The 16,199-nt window shown below is 62.1% G+C and carries 14 protein-coding genes; 7 read left to right on the plus strand and 7 right to left on the minus strand.

What is annotated here, in order from left to right:
- The first annotated feature begins 59 nt into the window (after positions 1-59).
- Positions 60-2,471: a ligase-associated DNA damage response DEXH box helicase gene (locus tag ACI3KQ_RS03785; protein WP_404954978.1), complete on the plus strand. Its 2,412-nt coding sequence runs from the start codon at positions 60-62 to the stop codon at positions 2,469-2,471.
- Here the strand turns inward: ACI3KQ_RS03785 and ACI3KQ_RS03790 are convergent.
- Together ACI3KQ_RS03790 and gyrB are read right to left on the minus strand one after the other, a co-directional pair.
- Positions 2,468-3,016 carry a COG3650 family protein gene (locus tag ACI3KQ_RS03790; RefSeq protein WP_404954938.1) on the minus strand — a complete coding sequence of 183 codons (549 nt, stop codon included), beginning with the start codon at positions 3,014-3,016 and terminating at the stop codon, positions 2,468-2,470. The two genes, ACI3KQ_RS03785 and ACI3KQ_RS03790, sit on opposite strands and share 4 nt — an antisense overlap.
- Positions 3,013-5,520, minus strand: a complete 2,508-nt coding sequence (gene gyrB / locus ACI3KQ_RS03795) for a DNA topoisomerase (ATP-hydrolyzing) subunit B (RefSeq protein WP_404954941.1) — start codon at positions 5,518-5,520, stop codon at positions 3,013-3,015. Before gyrB ends, ACI3KQ_RS03790 begins: the two co-directional genes overlap by 4 nt.
- Before the next feature lie 86 nt (positions 5,521-5,606).
- Here gyrB and ACI3KQ_RS03800 point away from each other — a divergent pair, with 86 nt between their 5' ends.
- Positions 5,607-6,101, plus strand: a complete 495-nt coding sequence (locus tag ACI3KQ_RS03800) for a hypothetical protein (RefSeq protein ID WP_404954980.1) — start codon at positions 5,607-5,609, stop codon at positions 6,099-6,101.
- A gap of 85 nt (positions 6,102-6,186) precedes the next feature.
- Here the strand turns inward: ACI3KQ_RS03800 and ppa are convergent, their stop codons facing one another.
- Together ppa and ACI3KQ_RS03810 are read right to left on the minus strand one after the other, a co-directional pair.
- Entirely contained in the window at positions 6,187-6,729 is a 543-nt protein-coding gene (gene ppa / locus ACI3KQ_RS03805) for an inorganic diphosphatase (protein ID WP_404954943.1), read from the minus strand.
- Between the two features lie 40 nt (positions 6,730-6,769).
- The gene (locus ACI3KQ_RS03810) at positions 6,770-8,686 is read right to left on the minus strand and encodes a M61 family metallopeptidase (protein ID WP_404954945.1); all 1,917 of its coding nucleotides are present in this window, start codon (positions 8,684-8,686) and stop codon (positions 6,770-6,772) included.
- 152 nt (positions 8,687-8,838) lie between these two features.
- Here ACI3KQ_RS03810 and hisS point away from each other — a divergent pair, with 152 nt between their 5' ends.
- The 4 genes from hisS (at position 8,839) to ACI3KQ_RS03830 (ending at position 13,121) form a co-directional block, all read left to right on the plus strand.
- Positions 8,839-10,116 (plus strand): histidine--tRNA ligase, encoded by a 1,278-nt coding sequence (gene hisS, locus ACI3KQ_RS03815; protein ID WP_404954947.1) that lies wholly within the window; start codon positions 8,839-8,841, stop codon positions 10,114-10,116.
- On the plus strand, positions 10,116-11,207 hold the full coding sequence (prfA, locus tag ACI3KQ_RS03820; RefSeq protein ID WP_404954949.1) for a peptide chain release factor 1: 1,092 nt from the start codon (positions 10,116-10,118) through the stop codon (positions 11,205-11,207). The genes hisS and prfA overlap by 1 nt, the downstream gene beginning before the upstream one ends.
- Positions 11,204-12,034 carry a peptide chain release factor N(5)-glutamine methyltransferase gene (gene prmC / locus ACI3KQ_RS03825; RefSeq protein ID WP_404954951.1) on the plus strand — a complete coding sequence of 277 codons (831 nt, stop codon included), beginning with the start codon at positions 11,204-11,206 and terminating at the stop codon, positions 12,032-12,034. Before prfA ends, prmC begins: the two co-directional genes overlap by 4 nt.
- 313 nt (positions 12,035-12,347) lie before the next feature.
- Positions 12,348-13,121: a DUF4167 domain-containing protein gene (locus ACI3KQ_RS03830; protein WP_404954953.1), complete on the plus strand. Its 774-nt coding sequence runs from the start codon at positions 12,348-12,350 to the stop codon at positions 13,119-13,121.
- A 122-nt stretch (positions 13,122-13,243) separates the two neighbouring features.
- Here ACI3KQ_RS03830 and ACI3KQ_RS03835 read toward each other — a convergent pair whose 3' ends face one another.
- The gene (locus ACI3KQ_RS03835) at positions 13,244-13,621 is read right to left on the minus strand and encodes an acyl-CoA thioesterase (protein ID WP_404954955.1); all 378 of its coding nucleotides are present in this window, start codon (positions 13,619-13,621) and stop codon (positions 13,244-13,246) included.
- Positions 13,614-13,913, minus strand: a complete 300-nt coding sequence (locus ACI3KQ_RS03840; RefSeq protein ID WP_404954957.1) for a hypothetical protein — start codon at positions 13,911-13,913, stop codon at positions 13,614-13,616. Before ACI3KQ_RS03840 ends, ACI3KQ_RS03835 begins: the two co-directional genes overlap by 8 nt.
- A 76-nt stretch (positions 13,914-13,989) precedes the next feature.
- Here ACI3KQ_RS03840 and ACI3KQ_RS03845 point away from each other — a divergent pair, with 76 nt between their 5' ends.
- On the plus strand, positions 13,990-14,418 hold the full coding sequence (locus ACI3KQ_RS03845; protein WP_404954959.1) for a CBS domain-containing protein: 429 nt from the start codon (positions 13,990-13,992) through the stop codon (positions 14,416-14,418).
- 4 nt (positions 14,419-14,422) lie between these two features.
- Here ACI3KQ_RS03845 and ACI3KQ_RS03850 read toward each other — a convergent pair whose 3' ends face one another.
- On the minus strand, positions 14,423-15,910 hold the full coding sequence (locus tag ACI3KQ_RS03850) for a lipopolysaccharide biosynthesis protein (RefSeq protein WP_404954961.1): 1,488 nt from the start codon (positions 15,908-15,910) through the stop codon (positions 14,423-14,425).
- Positions 15,911-16,199 lie beyond the last annotated feature (289 nt).

Below are 16,199 nucleotides of genomic sequence, written 5' to 3' on the forward strand. Positions count from 1 at the left end.
TGCCAAAGGATAATCGGGCCACCGATGACAGCCGCGCTTCGCCGCCCTACATCCTGGCCATGACGTCTAGCCTGCCCTTGCCGCTGGAGCATTGGTTCGCCTCCCGCGGCTGGACTCCGCGCCGCCATCAGATCGATATGCTCGCCGCAGCACGCGCTGGCGATCATGCGTTGCTGGTCGCGCCCACTGGGGCGGGCAAGACGCTGGCGGGATTCCTGCCGACCATCACCGACCTGATCGATGCGCCGGTTGATGGGCTTCACACCCTCTATGTTTCGCCGCTCAAGGCGCTGGCCGTCGATGTGCGCCGTAATCTGCTGACCCCGATTGAGGAAATGGGGCTGCCGATTCAGGTGGAAACCCGGACGGGGGATACCCCATCCGACAGGAAAGCGCGCCAACGCGCGCGACCGCCGCAGATATTGCTGACGACGCCTGAATCGCTGTCGCTGTTGCTCAGCTATCCCGACAGTTTTCTGCTGTTCTCAGGCTTGAAAACGGTCATCATCGATGAAGTTCACGCCTTCGCCAGCCAGAAGCGTGGCGACCTTCTCAACCTGTCGCTGTCCCGCCTGCAGGCGATCAATCCGGGGCTGCGGCGCGTGGCCCTGTCCGCCACCGTTGCGGATGTCGATGCCTATCGCGCCTGGCTTGCGCCCGACGGCGACATCAACGCCGTCGCGCCGGTCATGGGCGAAGCTGGCGCCGATCCCAATGTTGCAATCCTGATCCCGGAAGGGCGAATCCCCTGGTCGGGGCACTCCGGCAAATATGCAGCAAAGCAGGTGATGGCCGAGATTGAGCGGCGCGCGACCACCCTGATATTCTGCAACACTCGCGGGCTTGCCGAACTGATCTTTCAGGAACTCTGGTCCGCCAATGAAGCGAACCTGCCGATCGCGATTCATCATGGCAGCCTTTCCATCGATGCGCGACGCAAGGTGGAAAGCGCGATGGCGGCGGGCAAGCTGCGCGGGCTGGTCGCCACCGCCTCGCTCGACCTGGGCGTGGACTGGGGCAATGTGGATTGCGTCATCCAGATGGGCGCGCCCAAAGGCAGCTCGCGCCTGCTCCAGCGGATCGGCCGCGCCAATCACCGGCTCGACATGTCGAGCGAGGCGATCCTGATTCCGGGCAACCGCTTTGAATATCTGGAGGCGCGGGCGGCGCTGGACGCGGTGGAGGAAGGGGAGAGGGACGCCGATGATTTCCGCGCGGGCAGCCTGGATGTGTTGGCCCAGCATGTGATGGGGCTGGCTTGCGCCGCGCCCTTTCGACAGGAAGATCTGCTTCGCGAAATCCGGTCTTCCACGCCCTATAGTGCGCTGACGGATGACGCCTTCGTCAATGTCCTGCATTTTATCGAGGGCGGGGGCTATGCCCTGCGCGCCTATGACCGGTTCAAGCGGCTGACTCAGGAAGATGACGGGACGTGGCGTGTGTCTCACCCGCGATTCGTCCAGCAGCATCGGCTGAATGCAGGGATCATCGTCGACCAGCCGGCGCTGAATGTGCGCTTTGCAAACGGTCGCAAGCTCGGCACCGTGGAGGAGAGCTTTGCCGCGACGCTGCGACAGGGCGACAGCTTCTTCTTTTCGGGCATGGCGCTGGAAGTGGTGCGGATCGAACTGACCGACCTGGTCGTCCGCGCTACCGCCAAACAGGCGCGCATCCCCAGTTGGGGCGGCACGCGCATGGCAATGTCGACGCGGCTGGCCGACCGGGTCCGGCATTTCCTCGCTGAACCGGAAGAATGGCATCGTTTCCCCGAAGATGTCCGCGAATGGCTGGAAATGCAGAAATATCGGTCGGCATTGCCACAGCCGGGGCAGTTGCTGGTCGAAACATTCCCCCATGAAGGGCGGCATTATCTGGTCTGCTACAGTTTCGAAGGCTGGAATGCGCACCAGTCGCTCGGCATGCTGCTGACCCGCCGCATGGATGCCCAGGGACTGATGCCGCTGGGCTTCGTTTCGAATGACTATGCGCTTGCCATTTATGGGATGAAGCCGGTCACTGACCCGCAAAGCCTGTTTTCCGCCGACATATTGGACCATGAGTTCATTGACTGGGTCGAACAGTCCAGCCTTCTGAAGCGAGCCTTCCGCGATGTCGCGGTGATATCTGGCCTGATCGAGCGGCAACATCCCGGCAAGCGCAAGACGGGGCGGCAGGTCACTTTTTCGACCGACCTCATCTATGACGTGCTGCGCAAATATGAGCCTGGACATATGCTGCTAAAGGCCGCCTGGGCCGATGCGCGGGCGCGGATGACCGATGTGGGACGGCTGGGCGACCTGATCGACCGGGCCAGTGCGACCATGCTGCATGTCGCATTGGACAGGGTAAGTCCGCTTGCCGTGCCGGTCCTCATCATCATTGGCCGGGAACAGGTGGCGCAGGCCGCTGCCGAGGATGCGTTGTTGATCGAAGCGGAAGCACTGATCGCGCAGGCCATGCGCCCGGATTAGAACTGGGCGTCGTCAGGGTCCTGCCGATCACCGCCGCAGCCCTTCAGCGTTCCTTCGCCAAATGCGACTGAAACCTGATCGGACCAGATGGCGTCGCTCATCCCATCGCTGCACGGTCCGTCCGTCACCGTCATGGTGAACCCGTTGCCCTGAAAGCGGAGAGAACGACTCTCATCGGTCCGCGAAACGGCGAAGGAGGCTGGCTGCTTGTCCGGCCGTTCCAGGATCGCGGTCGTTCCCTTCACCGTCACGGCCCAGAAAGGCTCGGTGCCCAGCGCACGATAGCGTTCCGGCTGCGGCACTTTGGGATCAGGGGCAGGGACGGGCTTCCCATCGCCCTGAGCCGTTTCACCCTGCTGCTGCTCATTGCCAACAGTCTGGTTCACAATAGCTGTGTTGGCCACCGGCGCGCTGGAATTATCCCCGCGCACCGCGTTGATCTGAGCCGGTTCGGAACCGCATGCGGTCAGCAACAGCATGGCAAGGATGGCCGCCCCCCTGATGCCGCCACCATTGGCGAGGCGTGAGGGGGACGCCAGGATCATACGTCCAGATTGGCGACGTTCAGGGCGTTGTCCTGAATGAACTCGCGCCGGGGTTCGACCACATCGCCCATCAGGCGCGTGAAGATTTCGTCGGCGACGTCCGCCTGTTCGACCTCCACCCGCAGCATGGATCGGTTGTCGGGGTCCAGCGTGGTTTCCCACAGCTGTTCGGCGTTCATTTCGCCCAGACCCTTGTAGCGCTGGATCGCCAGGCCCTTACGCCCAGCGGCAAGCACCGCCTCCAGCAATTCGCTCGGACGGGTGACCAGCGTCGATCCCTTGGTCGCGACGGGCAGTTCGTCGTCGCCAGCCTCGTCAGCGGCCTGTGCCGACTTGGCGGTCACCAGTCGGCTCGGCGTGCGGTAACTGCCCGCTTCTTCCGCCGCGATACTGTGCAACTTGCGCGCTTCCGCCGATCCGATGAAGCCATGCTCGATCATGTGATGATCGGTGACGCCACGCCACAGCCGTTCGAAATGGAATCCGCCTTCTTCGGCGATCCGGCCGCTCCAGCGCCCTTCCTCATCCTGCGTGCCCATCCACTTGACCGTTTCGGTCAGGCGTTCCGCCTGCGCGTCATTGCCAAGTTCGGGGTCGAGTGCGCCATTGACGGCCAGCGCTTCGATGATCGCCGGATCATAGCGGCGTGGCACGTAACGCATCACCGCGCGGATGCGGCGGCCATGTTCGATCAGGTGGCGCAAATCTTCGCCGGAGCGGCGGCCCTCACTCGTTTCCAGCGCCATCGATTCGACGCCGTTGTCGATCAGATATTGCTCCAGCGCCGCTTCGTTCTTCAGATAGACTTCCGACCGCCCGCGCGTCGCCTTGTAGAGCGGCGGCTGGGCGATGTAGAGGTGTCCGGCCTCGATGATCTGCGGCATCTGGCGATAGAAGAAGGTCAGCAGCAGCGTGCGGATATGCGCGCCGTCGACGTCGGCGTCGGTCATGATGACGATCTTGTGGTAGCGCAGCTTTTCCAGATTGAAATCGTCGCGAATTCCGGTTCCCATCGCCTGGATGAGCGTGCCGACTTCCTTCGACGACAGCATCCGGTCGAACCGTGCGCGCTCGACGTTCAGGATCTTGCCCTTCAAGGGCAGGATCGCCTGATTGTGCCGGTTGCGGCCTTGCTTGGCCGACCCGCCTGCCGAATCGCCTTCGACCAGGAACAGTTCGGACTTGGCGGGGTCGCGTTCCTGACAGTCGGCCAGCTTGCCGGGCAGGGAGGCGATGTCCATCACGCCCTTGCGCCGGGTCAGCTCGCGCGCCTTCTTTGCAGCTTCGCGGGCGGCGGCGGCGTCGATCACCTTCTGGATGATCATCTTGCCATGGCCGGGATTTTCTTCCAGCCATTCCGCCATCTTGTCGGCCATCAGGCTTTCCAGCGGCTGGCGTACTTCGGAAGAGACCAGCTTGTCCTTGGTCTGTGAGGAGAATTTGGGATCAGGCAGCTTGACCGACACGATGGCGGTCAGCCCCTCGCGCATGTCTTCCCCGGTCAGGGTCACCTTTTCCTTCTTCAGCATGCCCGACTTGTCGGCATAATTGTTGAGCGTGCGGGTCAGCGCCGCGCGGAAGGCAGCAAGGTGGGTGCCGCCATCGCGCTGGGGAATATTGTTCGTGAAGCAGAGGACATTCTCATAATAGGAATCGTTCCATTCCAGCGCGACATCGATGGTCACATCGTCGCGACTGCCCGAGATGGCAATCGGATCGGGCATCAGCGGCGTCTTGTTGCGATCAAGATATTTGACGAAGGCCGCAATGCCGCCTTCATAGAACAGCTCGACCTCCTTCTTTTCCTCATGCCGTGCATCGGCCAGGAACAGCCGCACACCCGAATTGAGGAAAGCCAGCTCGCGATAGCGGTGCTCCAGCTTTTCGAAATCAAACTCAGTGTGATTTTTGAAGGTGCCGCCGTCGCCGGGCACTTTTTCGGTCGAAGGAAGGAAGGTGACGCGCGTGCCCTTCTTGCCTTCAGGGGCGTCGCCGATGATCTTGAGAGGGGCCACCGCATCTCCGTAGGCAAAGCGCATATAATGCTCCTTGCCATCCCGCCAGATGTTGAGGTCCAGAAATTCGGAAAGCGCATTCACCACGCTGACGCCCACGCCGTGCAGGCCGCCCGACACCTTATAGGCATTGTCGTCCGACGTATTCTCGAACTTACCGCCCGCGTGCAGCTGGGTCATGATGACCTCTGCCGCCGATACGCCTTCTTCCGTGTGGATGCCGGTCGGGATGCCGCGCCCATTATCTTCGACGCTGACGGAACCGTCCGGGTTCAGCGTGATCAGAATGCGGTCGCAATGTCCGGCCAGCGCCTCGTCGATTGCATTGTCGGAAACCTCGAACACCATGTGGTGCAGGCCCGATCCGTCATCGGTATCGCCGATATACATGCCGGGCCGCTTGCGCACCGCGTCCAGGCCTTTCAGGACCTTGATGCTGTCGGCGCCATAGGCGTTGTTGTTCGGGCTGTTTTGACTTTCCTCGCTCATGGCGGGCATATAGGGAATTGGGCCGCGAAACTAAAGCGAAACATGGCGGCTTTCGCCCCGCCCGGCCAGGGGCTATCACGCTGGATATGCGCAGCGTCCTGTCCTTGATCTTCCTCCTTTGCGCCTGTTCCGACAGCAGCGACGTGCTGGAGCAGTTGCCCAACAGCTCAATCGCTGGAGCGCCGCGGGACGCCATGCCCGAAACCCGGCTGGAAGCCAGGATCACGCGCCCCGTGACGATCGGCGAAGACGGGCCGCGTCTGGACGCCTGCGGTGCGATGGGGCAGGTCGTCCGCGTCGGCCCGTCCGGCCTTGCCCTGCGGGCGGCGCCTTTTACCGAAGCGCAGGAGATCGGGCGCTTGGGAGAAGGTTCGCGCGCCCATGTCTGCACCCGCAGCATCGACCAAAGATGGCTTGGCGTGGTCGTGGCGCCGCCCCCATCCCAGCCAGATTCCGGCGAGGCAGCGTCTGGCGATGTGGATTGCGGCGTGTCCGGGCCGGTAGATCGCAAGCAGCCTTATGACGGGCCTTGCCTTAGCGGTTGGGTCTCCAGCGCCTCGATCCGGCTTGTCGCAGGCTGACGCGGCGGAATCATTTATAAGGACAACAAAAAAGGCCGCGCAGGTCATCCCGGCGCGGCTCTTTTTCTAACGTGGATCGGTTGGCTTACGCGGCCTTTTTGTCGGCCTTGTAGCGCTCGATCGCTTCCAGCGTGATGCGCTTTGCATCTTCAGCGCCGCCCCAGGTGCCGATGCGCACCCACTTCTGCTTTTCCAGATCCTTATAGTGGGTGAAGAAATGTTCGATCTGCTCCATCACGATACCGGGCAGATCGTCCTTTTCATCGACGTCGCTATAATAGGGGAAGGTCTTGTTATCGGGAACGCAGACCAGCTTTTCGTCGCCGCCGGCTTCATCTTCCAGGTTAAGCACTGCAATCGGACGAGCGCGCACGACCGATCCGGGGACGAAGGGCGAACGGGCGATGACCAACGCGTCCAGCGGATCGCCATCGGGCGACAGGGTGTGCGGCACAAAGCCGTAATTGGCCGGATAGCGCATCGGCGTATGGAGGATGCGGTCAACGAACAGTGCGCCCGACGCCTTGTCGAACTCATATTTCACAGGCTCGCCGCCAATCGGCACCTCGATGATGACGTTCAGGCTGTTGGGCGGATCGTCGCCGACCGGAATCAGTTCGATATTCATGGACTTCAAGCCTTTTGATGCACGTTCGCGTTGCGGGTGATTATGTCCTTGGTTTTAGCAGCCGGTCGAGGCTGCCTTCACCCTCTCCTATTTTTGCGAGGCGCGGATAGCGCAGCCCGCCGGAATAAGCGAGCGTCAAAGTGCGATAGTATTTGTCCTGGCGGAGGATGATCTGCATCGGCTTTCCGGCTTTCAGCGCAGCCTTGAAGATATCGCTCGAATATTCATCGCCATTGATCGCGACGATCTTCGCCCCAGTCACCAGTCCCGCCTTGAACGCCGCGCTGTCCCAGACGACGTTCGAAATTTCCCCATCGCCCTTCACGATCAGGCCGACGCCGAAACTTTGATCTACATTCTTGCCCTCGGCCGCCTTGGTAAAGGCGTTGGGCGTGTCGCCATAGACGAGCTGGTAGCCGCCCATGGCAAAGCCGCCCTTGGGCGTTTCCTGTGTCGTGCCGTCGACATATCGGGCAAAAAATCCAGCCCAGTCATAGGATGGGGCGATGATATTCAGCGTCTTGATGACGTCCGCGCGGTTATAGACGACCTGGCCCCAGTCGCCGGGATTGATGCCGAAAAACGCCTTGGCAAAATCGTCCAGGCCCTTTGCGCCCCTGGTCTGGCGGCGGATGATCGCGTCGGCTTCCAGCCAGATCATCAGCCCTTCATTATAATAATCCTCCGACCGCTGCCAGCTGGACCACCCCTTGGGCCGACGGGCGGAAATGATGGGGTCATGAGTGGTGTCCTCCATCGGCCGCCATTCGCGCCCCCGCGTGGTGTCCAGCTTGGCGGCGATATGGGCATAGGCGTCCAGCGTTTCCTGCTTGGTGAACAGGCCCGATCGCGCGCCCAGCACATAGCCCCAGAATTGCGTCTGCCCTTCATAGACCCACAGCAGATTGTCCTGCATCGGCACGTTGAAGTCGGGCGTCCATAGCAGGTCCGGGCGGCGGAATTTGCCGTCCCAGCTATGGACGAATTCATGCGGCAACAGATTGCGGTCCAGCAGCGCCGCGCTCTCGCTCCATTTCTTGAAATAGCCCGGCTCAACCTGATTTTCCGAAGATCGGTGATGTTCCAGGCCGATGCCCCCCATCTCGTCGGTGATGGCGAACAGGAAATCATAATGGTCGAAATGAAACGTGCCGAACAGCGCCTGCGCCTCATCCACCAGTTTCTTGTGTTTCGCGATCTGGTCAGGCTTGGCGTCCAACTCGTCCGCATCGTCGGCAACGATGTTCAGCGTGACATTGTGGCCCAGGTCCACTGGCTTGAAATAACGCCCGGCGAAGACCGGCGAATCCTGCAGCGCTTCATAATCGATCGGGTCATAGGTGACCGTCGATCCGCTTTGCCTGCCACGCAGGGCGGTCGCGGCCTGCCATCCGTCGGGATAGGTCACGGTCGCCTGGATCGGGATCTGCCGCGTGTAATAGCCCGCAGGGTAGAGCGAAACCGATTCCCACTGAATGTTCAACATCTTGGGCGTCACCACCACGCGGCCCTGATTGGGCTGAGTGGCGGACAGGAACTGGAACGACGCCACGACTTCGCGCGCGCCCTGCGGCACATCGATCACAAAGCCGTACACGTTGAGCGGATCACGCTTCCAGCTGAGCGGCTTGCCATCCACGGTAAAGGTTACGCCGCTGATCTTTTCGATCTGCCCGCGGGGCGCGTGATTGCCTGGCAGCCATTGGGGCATCAGCAGCGTCATCGGGCCGCTCGAAACGACGGGGATATATTCCTTCACGCGGAAGATGCGCTGGGTCGTATCGCTTGCGTCAACCTCCAGCCTGATGGTGCCGCCGGGATAAGGAATGTCGCGCGGCGCCGGACTTGCGTCATTGACCGGCAGGGCGACCGGCTTTGACCTTACGGCATCCTGGGCGACAAGCGGGCTGGCGATGGCGGTGGAAAGCAGAAGGGCGGCAGCAAGGCTGCGGATCATGGCTGTCTCCAAAAAAGGATGAGGCTGGAACGCCTTATGAAGTCAGCATGACGAGCGAAGTAGTCCACGTCCACCCCGAAGAAGAGTTGTAAAATGATGCGTTGAAAAAGCGCGTTTCCTTAGCCCTTCTTTGCCGCTAAAGGCGCATTCCCATGGCGAAAATCGAAAACCCGCGCCCAAAGACACCCAATGCGGTGCGCGGCACGCAGGACATGCTGGGGGGCACGGCGCAAGCGTTCCAGGAACGCTTCGCGCATGTCGTGGCGACCTTTGACCGGGTGCGAAGCCTCTATGGCTTTCACCGGGTGGAAGTGCCGGTCTTCGAATCGACAGCTGTGTTCGCGCGGTCGCTCGGCGAAAGCACCGATGTCGTGTCGAAGGAAATGTACACCTTCGATGATCGCGGCGGCGACAGCATCACGCTGCGCCCCGAATTCACGGCCGGCATTGCCCGCGCCTACATCACCGAAGGCTGGCAGCAATATGCGCCGCTAAAGGTCGCGACCCACGGCCCGCTATTCCGTTATGAGCGCCCGCAAAAGGGCCGCTTCCGCCAGTTTCACCAGCTCGATGCGGAAATTATCGGCTCGGGTGAGCCGGGTGCCGATATCGAATTGCTGGTCTTTGCCGACCAACTGCTGCGCGAACTGGGCGTGTCGGAAGGCGTCACGCTGCACCTCAACACGCTGGGCGATGGGGAAAGCCGCGAAGCGTGGCGCGCCGCGCTCATCGCGCATTTCGAATCGCATCGCGACCAGCTTTCGGAAGAAAGCATCGATCGTCTTCACCGCAATCCGCTGCGCATTCTGGACAGCAAGGATCCACGCGACCGCCCGGTGGCCGACAGCGCCCCAGACATCGACGCCTATCTGACCGATGAGGCGCGCGGCTTTTTTGAAAAGGTGACGGCGGGCCTGGATGCGGCAGGCGTGGCGTGGGAACGCAACGCCCGGCTGGTGCGCGGCCTTGATTATTACCGCCACACCGCTTTCGAGTTCATCACCGACCGGCTGGGTGCGCAGGGCACGGTTCTGGGCGGTGGCCGCTATGATGGGCTGATCGAAAATCTGGGCGGTCCTTCGACGCCCGCGGTCGGCTGGGCGGCGGGGATCGAACGGCTGGCGATGTTGACTGATGCGCCGGAACTCGTGGCCCCCGCGATTGCCGTGATCCCGATGGGCGATGCGGCTGAGGCGAAGGCGGTCGGGATCATCGCCGACCTGCGTCGCGCCGGTCTGGCTTGCGACATGGGCTATCGCGGCAACATGAAAAAGCGGATGCAGCGGGCCAATGCATCGGGTGCAGCTTTCGCCATCATCCTGGGGGATGACGAACTGGCACGGGGCGAGGCGGCTGTGCGGGATCTTCAATCGGGCCAGCAGGAGGCGGTGGCCCTTGATCGTTTGATCGAAAAGTTCACGGCTCTCTGATGCACATTTCCGCCGAACGCATCGCGCAGATCGAGGCGCGCCGGGATGAAGTGCAGGCGTCGATGACGCGCGCGGACCTGCCGCCGGAGGAATTCGTGCGGCTGTCGAAGGAATATGCCGAAATTGAGCCGGTAGCGCGGGCGGCGCATGAAGTGCGGCGACTACGGCAGGAGTTGAAGGCGCTCGAATATATGGCAGGCGGTGAAGATGCCGACGCCGACGCCGCGATGCGCGAAATGGCGCAGGACGAAATGCGGCTGATCAAGGGTCAGCTGCCGGAAGCGGAACGCGCCCTTGCGCTCCAGTTGTTGCCCAGGGATTCCGCCGACGCGCGCCCGGCCATGCTGGAAATCCGGGCAGGGACGGGTGGCGACGAAGCCGCGCTGTTCGCGGGCGACCTTTTTCGCATGTATCAACGCTATGCCGACGCGCAGGGGTGGAAGGTCGAGATGATCTCCGCCAATGCGGCTGAAGTCGGCGGCTTCAAGGAAGTCGTGGCCAGCGTTACGGGCACGGGCGTCTTCGCCAGGTTCAAGTTCGAAAGCGGCGTCCATCGCGTCCAGCGCGTGCCGGTGACCGAAAGCGGGGGCCGCATCCATACGTCCGCCGCGACGGTGGCGGTGCTGCCCGAACCGGAAGAAGTCGATGTCCAGATCGCCGACAGCGACCTCAAGATCGACATCTACCGCGCGTCGGGCGCGGGCGGGCAGCATGTGAACACCACCGACAGCGCGGTGCGGATCACCCATTTGCCCAGCGGCATCGTCGTCACCCAGCAGGATGAACGATCCCAGCACAAGAACAAGGCGAAGGCGATGCAGGTGCTTCGCGCACGCCTGTATGAAGCGGAACGTGAACGCACGCAGAGCGAGCAGGCGGGCGCGCGCAAGGCGATGGTGGGATCGGGCGACCGGTCCGAGCGCATTCGCACCTATAATTTTCCGCAAGGCCGCGTCACCGACCATCGCATCAACCTGACGCTTCACCGCCTGCCTGAAATATTGGAAGGCCCCGGCCTTGCCGAAGTCATCGACGCGCTGGTGGCCCAGGATGAGGCCGCGCGGATCGCCCAGTTGGAGGGTATTGGGTGAGCGTTGCGCAGGCGCTTCGGGATGCGGCGCTTGTCTTGCAGCCGGTCAGCCCGACCGCTCGCCTGGATGCAGAATTGCTGCTGGCCCACGCGCTGGACATCCCCCGCAACATGTTGCTGCTGGACCAGCATGACCTGACGGTGCCGCCCGGTTTTGCAGACTTGGTGGATCGCCGCCTGGCCGGTGAACCTGTCGCCTATATTACCGGCGTGCGGGATTTCTGGACGATCAGCGTCCATGTGACGCCCGATGTCCTGATCCCGCGCCCCGACAGCGAGACATTGATCGAGGCTGCGATTGCACATTTCGGCGTGCGTTCGCCGCAGCGCATCCTTGACCTGGGCGCCGGGTCGGGCGCGCTGTTGCTGGCCGCGCTGGACCAGTGGCCAGCGGCGCAGGGCCGGGGCGTGGACATCTCGCCCGCGGCGCTGGCGGTCGCGCGCGGCAATGCCGACCGGCTGGGCATGGCCGACCGGGCGGTTTTCCAGCAAGGGGACTGGGCGGAAGGGGTGACGGACAGGTTTGACCTCATCCTCATCAACCCGCCTTATATCGCGCAGGACGAACCCCTGTTCGGCGATGTGCTGCGCGAACCGAGCGGTGCGCTGTTCGCGGGGCCGGAGGGGCTGGACGATTACAGAAGGATCGCACCCATCCTGCCGGGCCTGCTGGCGGAAGGCGGGGTCGCGGTGATCGAGATCGGCCATGACCAGCGCGAGAGCGTGTCCACATTGCTTTCAAATCAAGGGCTTGGTGTCGCCGTGCGCCGTGATCTGGCAGGCCATAGCCGCTGCCTGATCGCGACTCGCTATGGCAGCACTGGCTGATGAATGAAATTGCGGCCGGGTTGAGTGAAATCGCTTGGTTTATCGGCGCGGACCCACTACATGAGACGCAGGGACGGCACTATCCTGAGGATCAGCCCTGTTGGGGCCGCGACTGGAAGAGGCCGTTTACCCGCTCCTTCAAAGTCACGATGGCGCTGCTGCGCAGACGCCTCTGGCAGCATGAAAGACAAGGGCTGTCTTGCGGCCTCTGTCTTGCGGAGCCCTACCGGCCTGATGAGCAGGCGGTGCTTTAGGATGGCTACTGGACAGTGTTTTCAGTGAATGATGGCAAAGTGAACGCAAGGACCAGCTCTTGATCAATAACAGGCAGGCCGGTCGCCGTAATCGCGGCCGGAACAATAATGGTCGTCCCAGCGGCGGCAACCGGGGTGGTGGCGACAGCGGCAATCGTATCGACAACCGCGCCCGCGGTAACGCGACCCAGCTTCTTGAAAAATACAAGAATATGGCGCGCGACGCTCAAATGGTCGGTGATCGGGTGAACGCGGAATATTATCTGCAGTTCGCGGACCACTATTTCCGCGTTTTGGCCGACAATCGCGCCCGACAGGAAGAACAGCAGCCGCAGCAGCGTTTCCGCCGTCCCGATGAAAATCTCGATTATGACGGTGATGATTTCGACACGTCGGAATATGCGGGCGAGGAAGGCCGTTCCGAACAGCCTCAGGGCGAACGTTCGTTCGAAGGTGAACGCCGCCGTGAACAGCCGCGCGATCAGCAGCGGGATCAACGGGACGATCGCGATCACCAGAACCGCCGGGATCGTGGTCGTCGCGAGCGGCCAGTCTACGCCAACGCAGATGATCGGGCTGGGCAGGAGGCCGTAGCGCCAGAAGCCCCTGGAATCGAAAACGCACCGGCACCCCAGGTCGAAGCCGAAGCGCCTCGTCCCCGGCGCGGTCGTCCGCGCAAGGTGGACGCGACGCAATCCGGCGCTGAGGAAGGACTCGACGTCGCTGTGTTGCCGCCGTCGATCGCTCGCGCCGACAATGATGCTGAAGCTGCCGAGGAAGCACCGCGCAAGCGGACCCGCCGGGCACGCCCTGCGGCGGAAGCGGCTGAATAACGCTTCGGTCTGCGCAGGCGGAAAGAAAAAAGGGACGGCACGCAATGCGCCGTCCCTTTTTTCATGGGTCCTGCCGTTCCCGTACTCGTGACAGGCAATCGTTCAGATGATCGATGCCAGGGTCATCTCGACGGCAGCGGACGGGGCCGGTGATTTTCATCCAGCGCGACAAAGGTGAACAGACCGCTGGTAAGGTCAATCTGTTGCTGTTCGCTGCCCCTGGTCGCGATGACATCGACCCGTACACCGACGGAGGTGCGCCCACGCCGCTCCTCCCGCGCGTAAACGGATACAATGTCCCCCACCAACATGGGCGATATGAATTTCATGCTTTCGATGGCGACGGTCGCCACTGCGCCATCGGCGATCCTGCCCGCGACAATGCCACCGGCGATATCCATCTGGCCCAATATCCATCCGCCAAAAATATGGCCGTTCGTGTTGATCTGGCTAAGGTGCGGCACGACCCGCAGCACTACCTCGCCCTTGTCTTCAGTCATCAATGGATACCTCGTCTTTCATCGGGTCGATGACCTGTTGGTCATGGCCGGTCCCGCTGGACAGGAATGTCAGCGCCATCAGTCCGGTGCCCAGCATGAAAGTCAACCATACGCCCAGGATCGTCGCCAGAATCATGTGCAGCGGCATCGGCCCGTGCCACATCCGCAATACGGCCAAGGCCAGCCCGACGCAGACCGCACCGCCCAGCGCCATCCATCGCATGATCCTGCGAAAGCGCGTCCATGCCGCCGTCGCGATTCGCGGGTCGTCGAGGGCCTTCTTTTCTCTCATCCCTTTTCTTTGGGGACTGAAAGTGGGATCATCAAGTCACGGGGGCATGATGTCCGTAAGACGAGGAGATGGGGCCATGACGATCAGCGCGATTTTGCAGGGCAAGGGACGCGAAGTCATTCAGGTCGGTTCCCAGGAAAGCGTGCTTTCGGCGGTGCGGCTGCTTTCGGAAAAGCGGATCGGCTGCGTGCCGGTGGTGGATGATGGCAAGGTCTTGGGCATTTTTTCGGAACGCGACCTGCTCCACCATGTCGCACGTGACGGTGCGGCGGCGCTGGACCGTCGGGTGGGCGACATCATGACCGCCCCGGCAATCACCACGGATGAAAAGACGCCCGTCATCCACTGTCTGTCGCTGATGACCAAGAGGCGGGTTCGGCACCTGCCCGTGGTGGTCGATGGCCAGCTGATCGGGCTGGTTTCGATCGGCGATCTCGTCAAATTCCGTATCGACAGCATTGAAGCGGACGCCGACGCGCTTCGCAATTACATCCAGTCCGCCTGACCTTTCACGCCGCGGCGGTGGCCGGTGGCGTTCGCCTGATCACCAGCGCAACCAATTCCATCAATGTGCCGCGCGCGCACAGCGTCAGTGCGGCCAGGAAGGCAACCGCGCCCGTCGGGACCAACAGGCCAAGACGCGCGATGGAGGGGAGGGGCGGAAGCATCGAATCGACCGCCATCACGGCGCCCGCCATCAATATCGAACAGCCCAGGCCCGGCGCGGCCGCTCGCACCAGATCGCTCAATCTCAGCCCCATTGGCCCGCCCGCCAGCTTTGCGGTGACAGCAGTCAGCAGGGGAAAGCTGCACAGCCATGCCCAGGCAAGGCCGATCGCACCGAACTGGATGCCGATCAGAAACGCCGCTGGCATCAGCACCGCGCCCACTGCCGCGATTCGGGCGGTTAAACCCGGACGGCCCAGCGCATTGCTCACTGGCGCGAACATCACCTGCAGGGTCATGAACGGCATCGCGAGAGCAAGAATCGCGACAAAGGGCGCCATTGGCAGCCATTTTTCACCGAACAGCGTCTCGACCAAGGGCACTGCCGTCACTGCCATGCCCAGATAGACGGGGCAGGAAATCAGCAGCAGCAGCCGCACCGCCTTGCAAAAGGACCATGCGATTCGGCCAGGGTCCTTCTGCATTCGCGCATAGGCGGGAAAGGCGACATCATTCAGTGGGGGGATGAATTTCGACACGAATATCTGGGTCAGGAACAATGCCTCGGCATAGAGGCCAAGCTCATGGGGATCGAGCATCCGCCCGCCGATGAATATGTCCGCCTGGCTCTGCACGATCCAGAATAGCTGTCCGCCCAGCAGCGATGCCCCATAGGTGACCATCGCGCCCGTGCCACGAAAGTCGAAACTGGGAATCGGTCGGAAGCCGGTCGCCAGCACATAGCCCACGGCCTTGACCCAGAACCCCGCCATCGGCGCGAACACCAATGTCCACACGCCCCATCCCAGCAAGGCTCCGGTCAGGGCGACGGCGGCCGAAGCCGCGGCCGCGATCAGGTTGACGACCGCTGGCCGCCGGAAATCCAGCGCCCGGCCCATCAATGCTTCGGGGATCGAGATGAATGGGGTGGTAAGGTAGAGCAGCGCCTGCACCCGCAGCAAATCGGCGACCAGCGGCTGATCATAATAGTCCGCCGCGACGGGAGCGATCAGCAACTGGGCCACGGCCAGCCCGCCGTTCAGCAGCAACATCATCCCGAATGCCTGCCGCAACCGGTGCGAATCGAGCGTGTCTGACTGAACGAGCGCGCTCACCAGCCCATAGCCATTAAGGAAGGTGGCGAAGTTCAGGATCACCTGGGTCATGGCGAACAGGCCATAATCGGCCGGATCGAGCAGGCGAATGACCACCAGCGTCACCACCCAGCTGATCATTTGCGATACGATCTGGCTCCCCGAACGCCATAGCAGGGCGCTCTTTATGCGCGCGCCGAAACCAGCGTCGTTCGCGTCAGCATCCTGCAAATTCATTCGGTTCTTCTTCCTATGCCCCGTGTGGCGGTCGCTTAGCCTGTATCGCCTAACCCCCAAAAAATTCTGAAACAAAAGTGCAAAAAGTGTTTGACGGTTCAGGAAGCCTACCCTAGATGGCCTCTCACCGGACGGGACGCCGCCACTGAGCAGCGAAACAGACGGTCGCCAACATAAACGGGACGCCCCTCCCTCGGACCAAGTTTCGAGGAAGAATGGCTGTCCCTCTTAAGTTGTCGGTTCTTTGACATTGTTAGTATGATGAAGGGACATGTGGGCGGCGGCTCCG

It is taken from the genome of Sphingobium sp. ZW T5_29, assembly GCF_044987515.1.
Lineage (GTDB): Bacteria > Pseudomonadota > Alphaproteobacteria > Sphingomonadales > Sphingomonadaceae > Sphingobium.

Bases quoted from the DNA above. Each gene is read 5' to 3' on its own strand.
- ACI3KQ_RS03785 (WP_404954978.1), top strand. From the start codon at position 60: ATGACGTCTAGCCTGCCCTTGCCGCTGGAGCATTGGTTCGCCTCCCGC.
- ACI3KQ_RS03790 (WP_404954938.1), bottom strand. From the start codon at position 3,016: ATGATCCTGGCGTCCCCCTCACGCCTCGCCAATGGTGGCGGCATCAGG.
- gyrB (WP_404954941.1), bottom strand. From the start codon at position 5,520: ATGAGCGAGGAAAGTCAAAACAGCCCGAACAACAACGCCTATGGCGCC.
- ACI3KQ_RS03800 (WP_404954980.1), top strand. From the start codon at position 5,607: ATGCGCAGCGTCCTGTCCTTGATCTTCCTCCTTTGCGCCTGTTCCGAC.
- ppa (WP_404954943.1), bottom strand. From the start codon at position 6,729: ATGAATATCGAACTGATTCCGGTCGGCGACGATCCGCCCAACAGCCTG.
- ACI3KQ_RS03810 (WP_404954945.1), bottom strand. From the start codon at position 8,686: ATGATCCGCAGCCTTGCTGCCGCCCTTCTGCTTTCCACCGCCATCGCC.
- hisS (WP_404954947.1), top strand. From the start codon at position 8,839: ATGGCGAAAATCGAAAACCCGCGCCCAAAGACACCCAATGCGGTGCGC.
- prfA (WP_404954949.1), top strand. From the start codon at position 10,116: ATGCACATTTCCGCCGAACGCATCGCGCAGATCGAGGCGCGCCGGGAT.
- ACI3KQ_RS03835 (WP_404954955.1), bottom strand. From the start codon at position 13,621: ATGACTGAAGACAAGGGCGAGGTAGTGCTGCGGGTCGTGCCGCACCTT.
- ACI3KQ_RS03840 (WP_404954957.1), bottom strand. From the start codon at position 13,913: ATGAGAGAAAAGAAGGCCCTCGACGACCCGCGAATCGCGACGGCGGCA.
- ACI3KQ_RS03845 (WP_404954959.1), top strand. From the start codon at position 13,990: ATGACGATCAGCGCGATTTTGCAGGGCAAGGGACGCGAAGTCATTCAG.
- ACI3KQ_RS03850 (WP_404954961.1), bottom strand. From the start codon at position 15,910: ATGAATTTGCAGGATGCTGACGCGAACGACGCTGGTTTCGGCGCGCGC.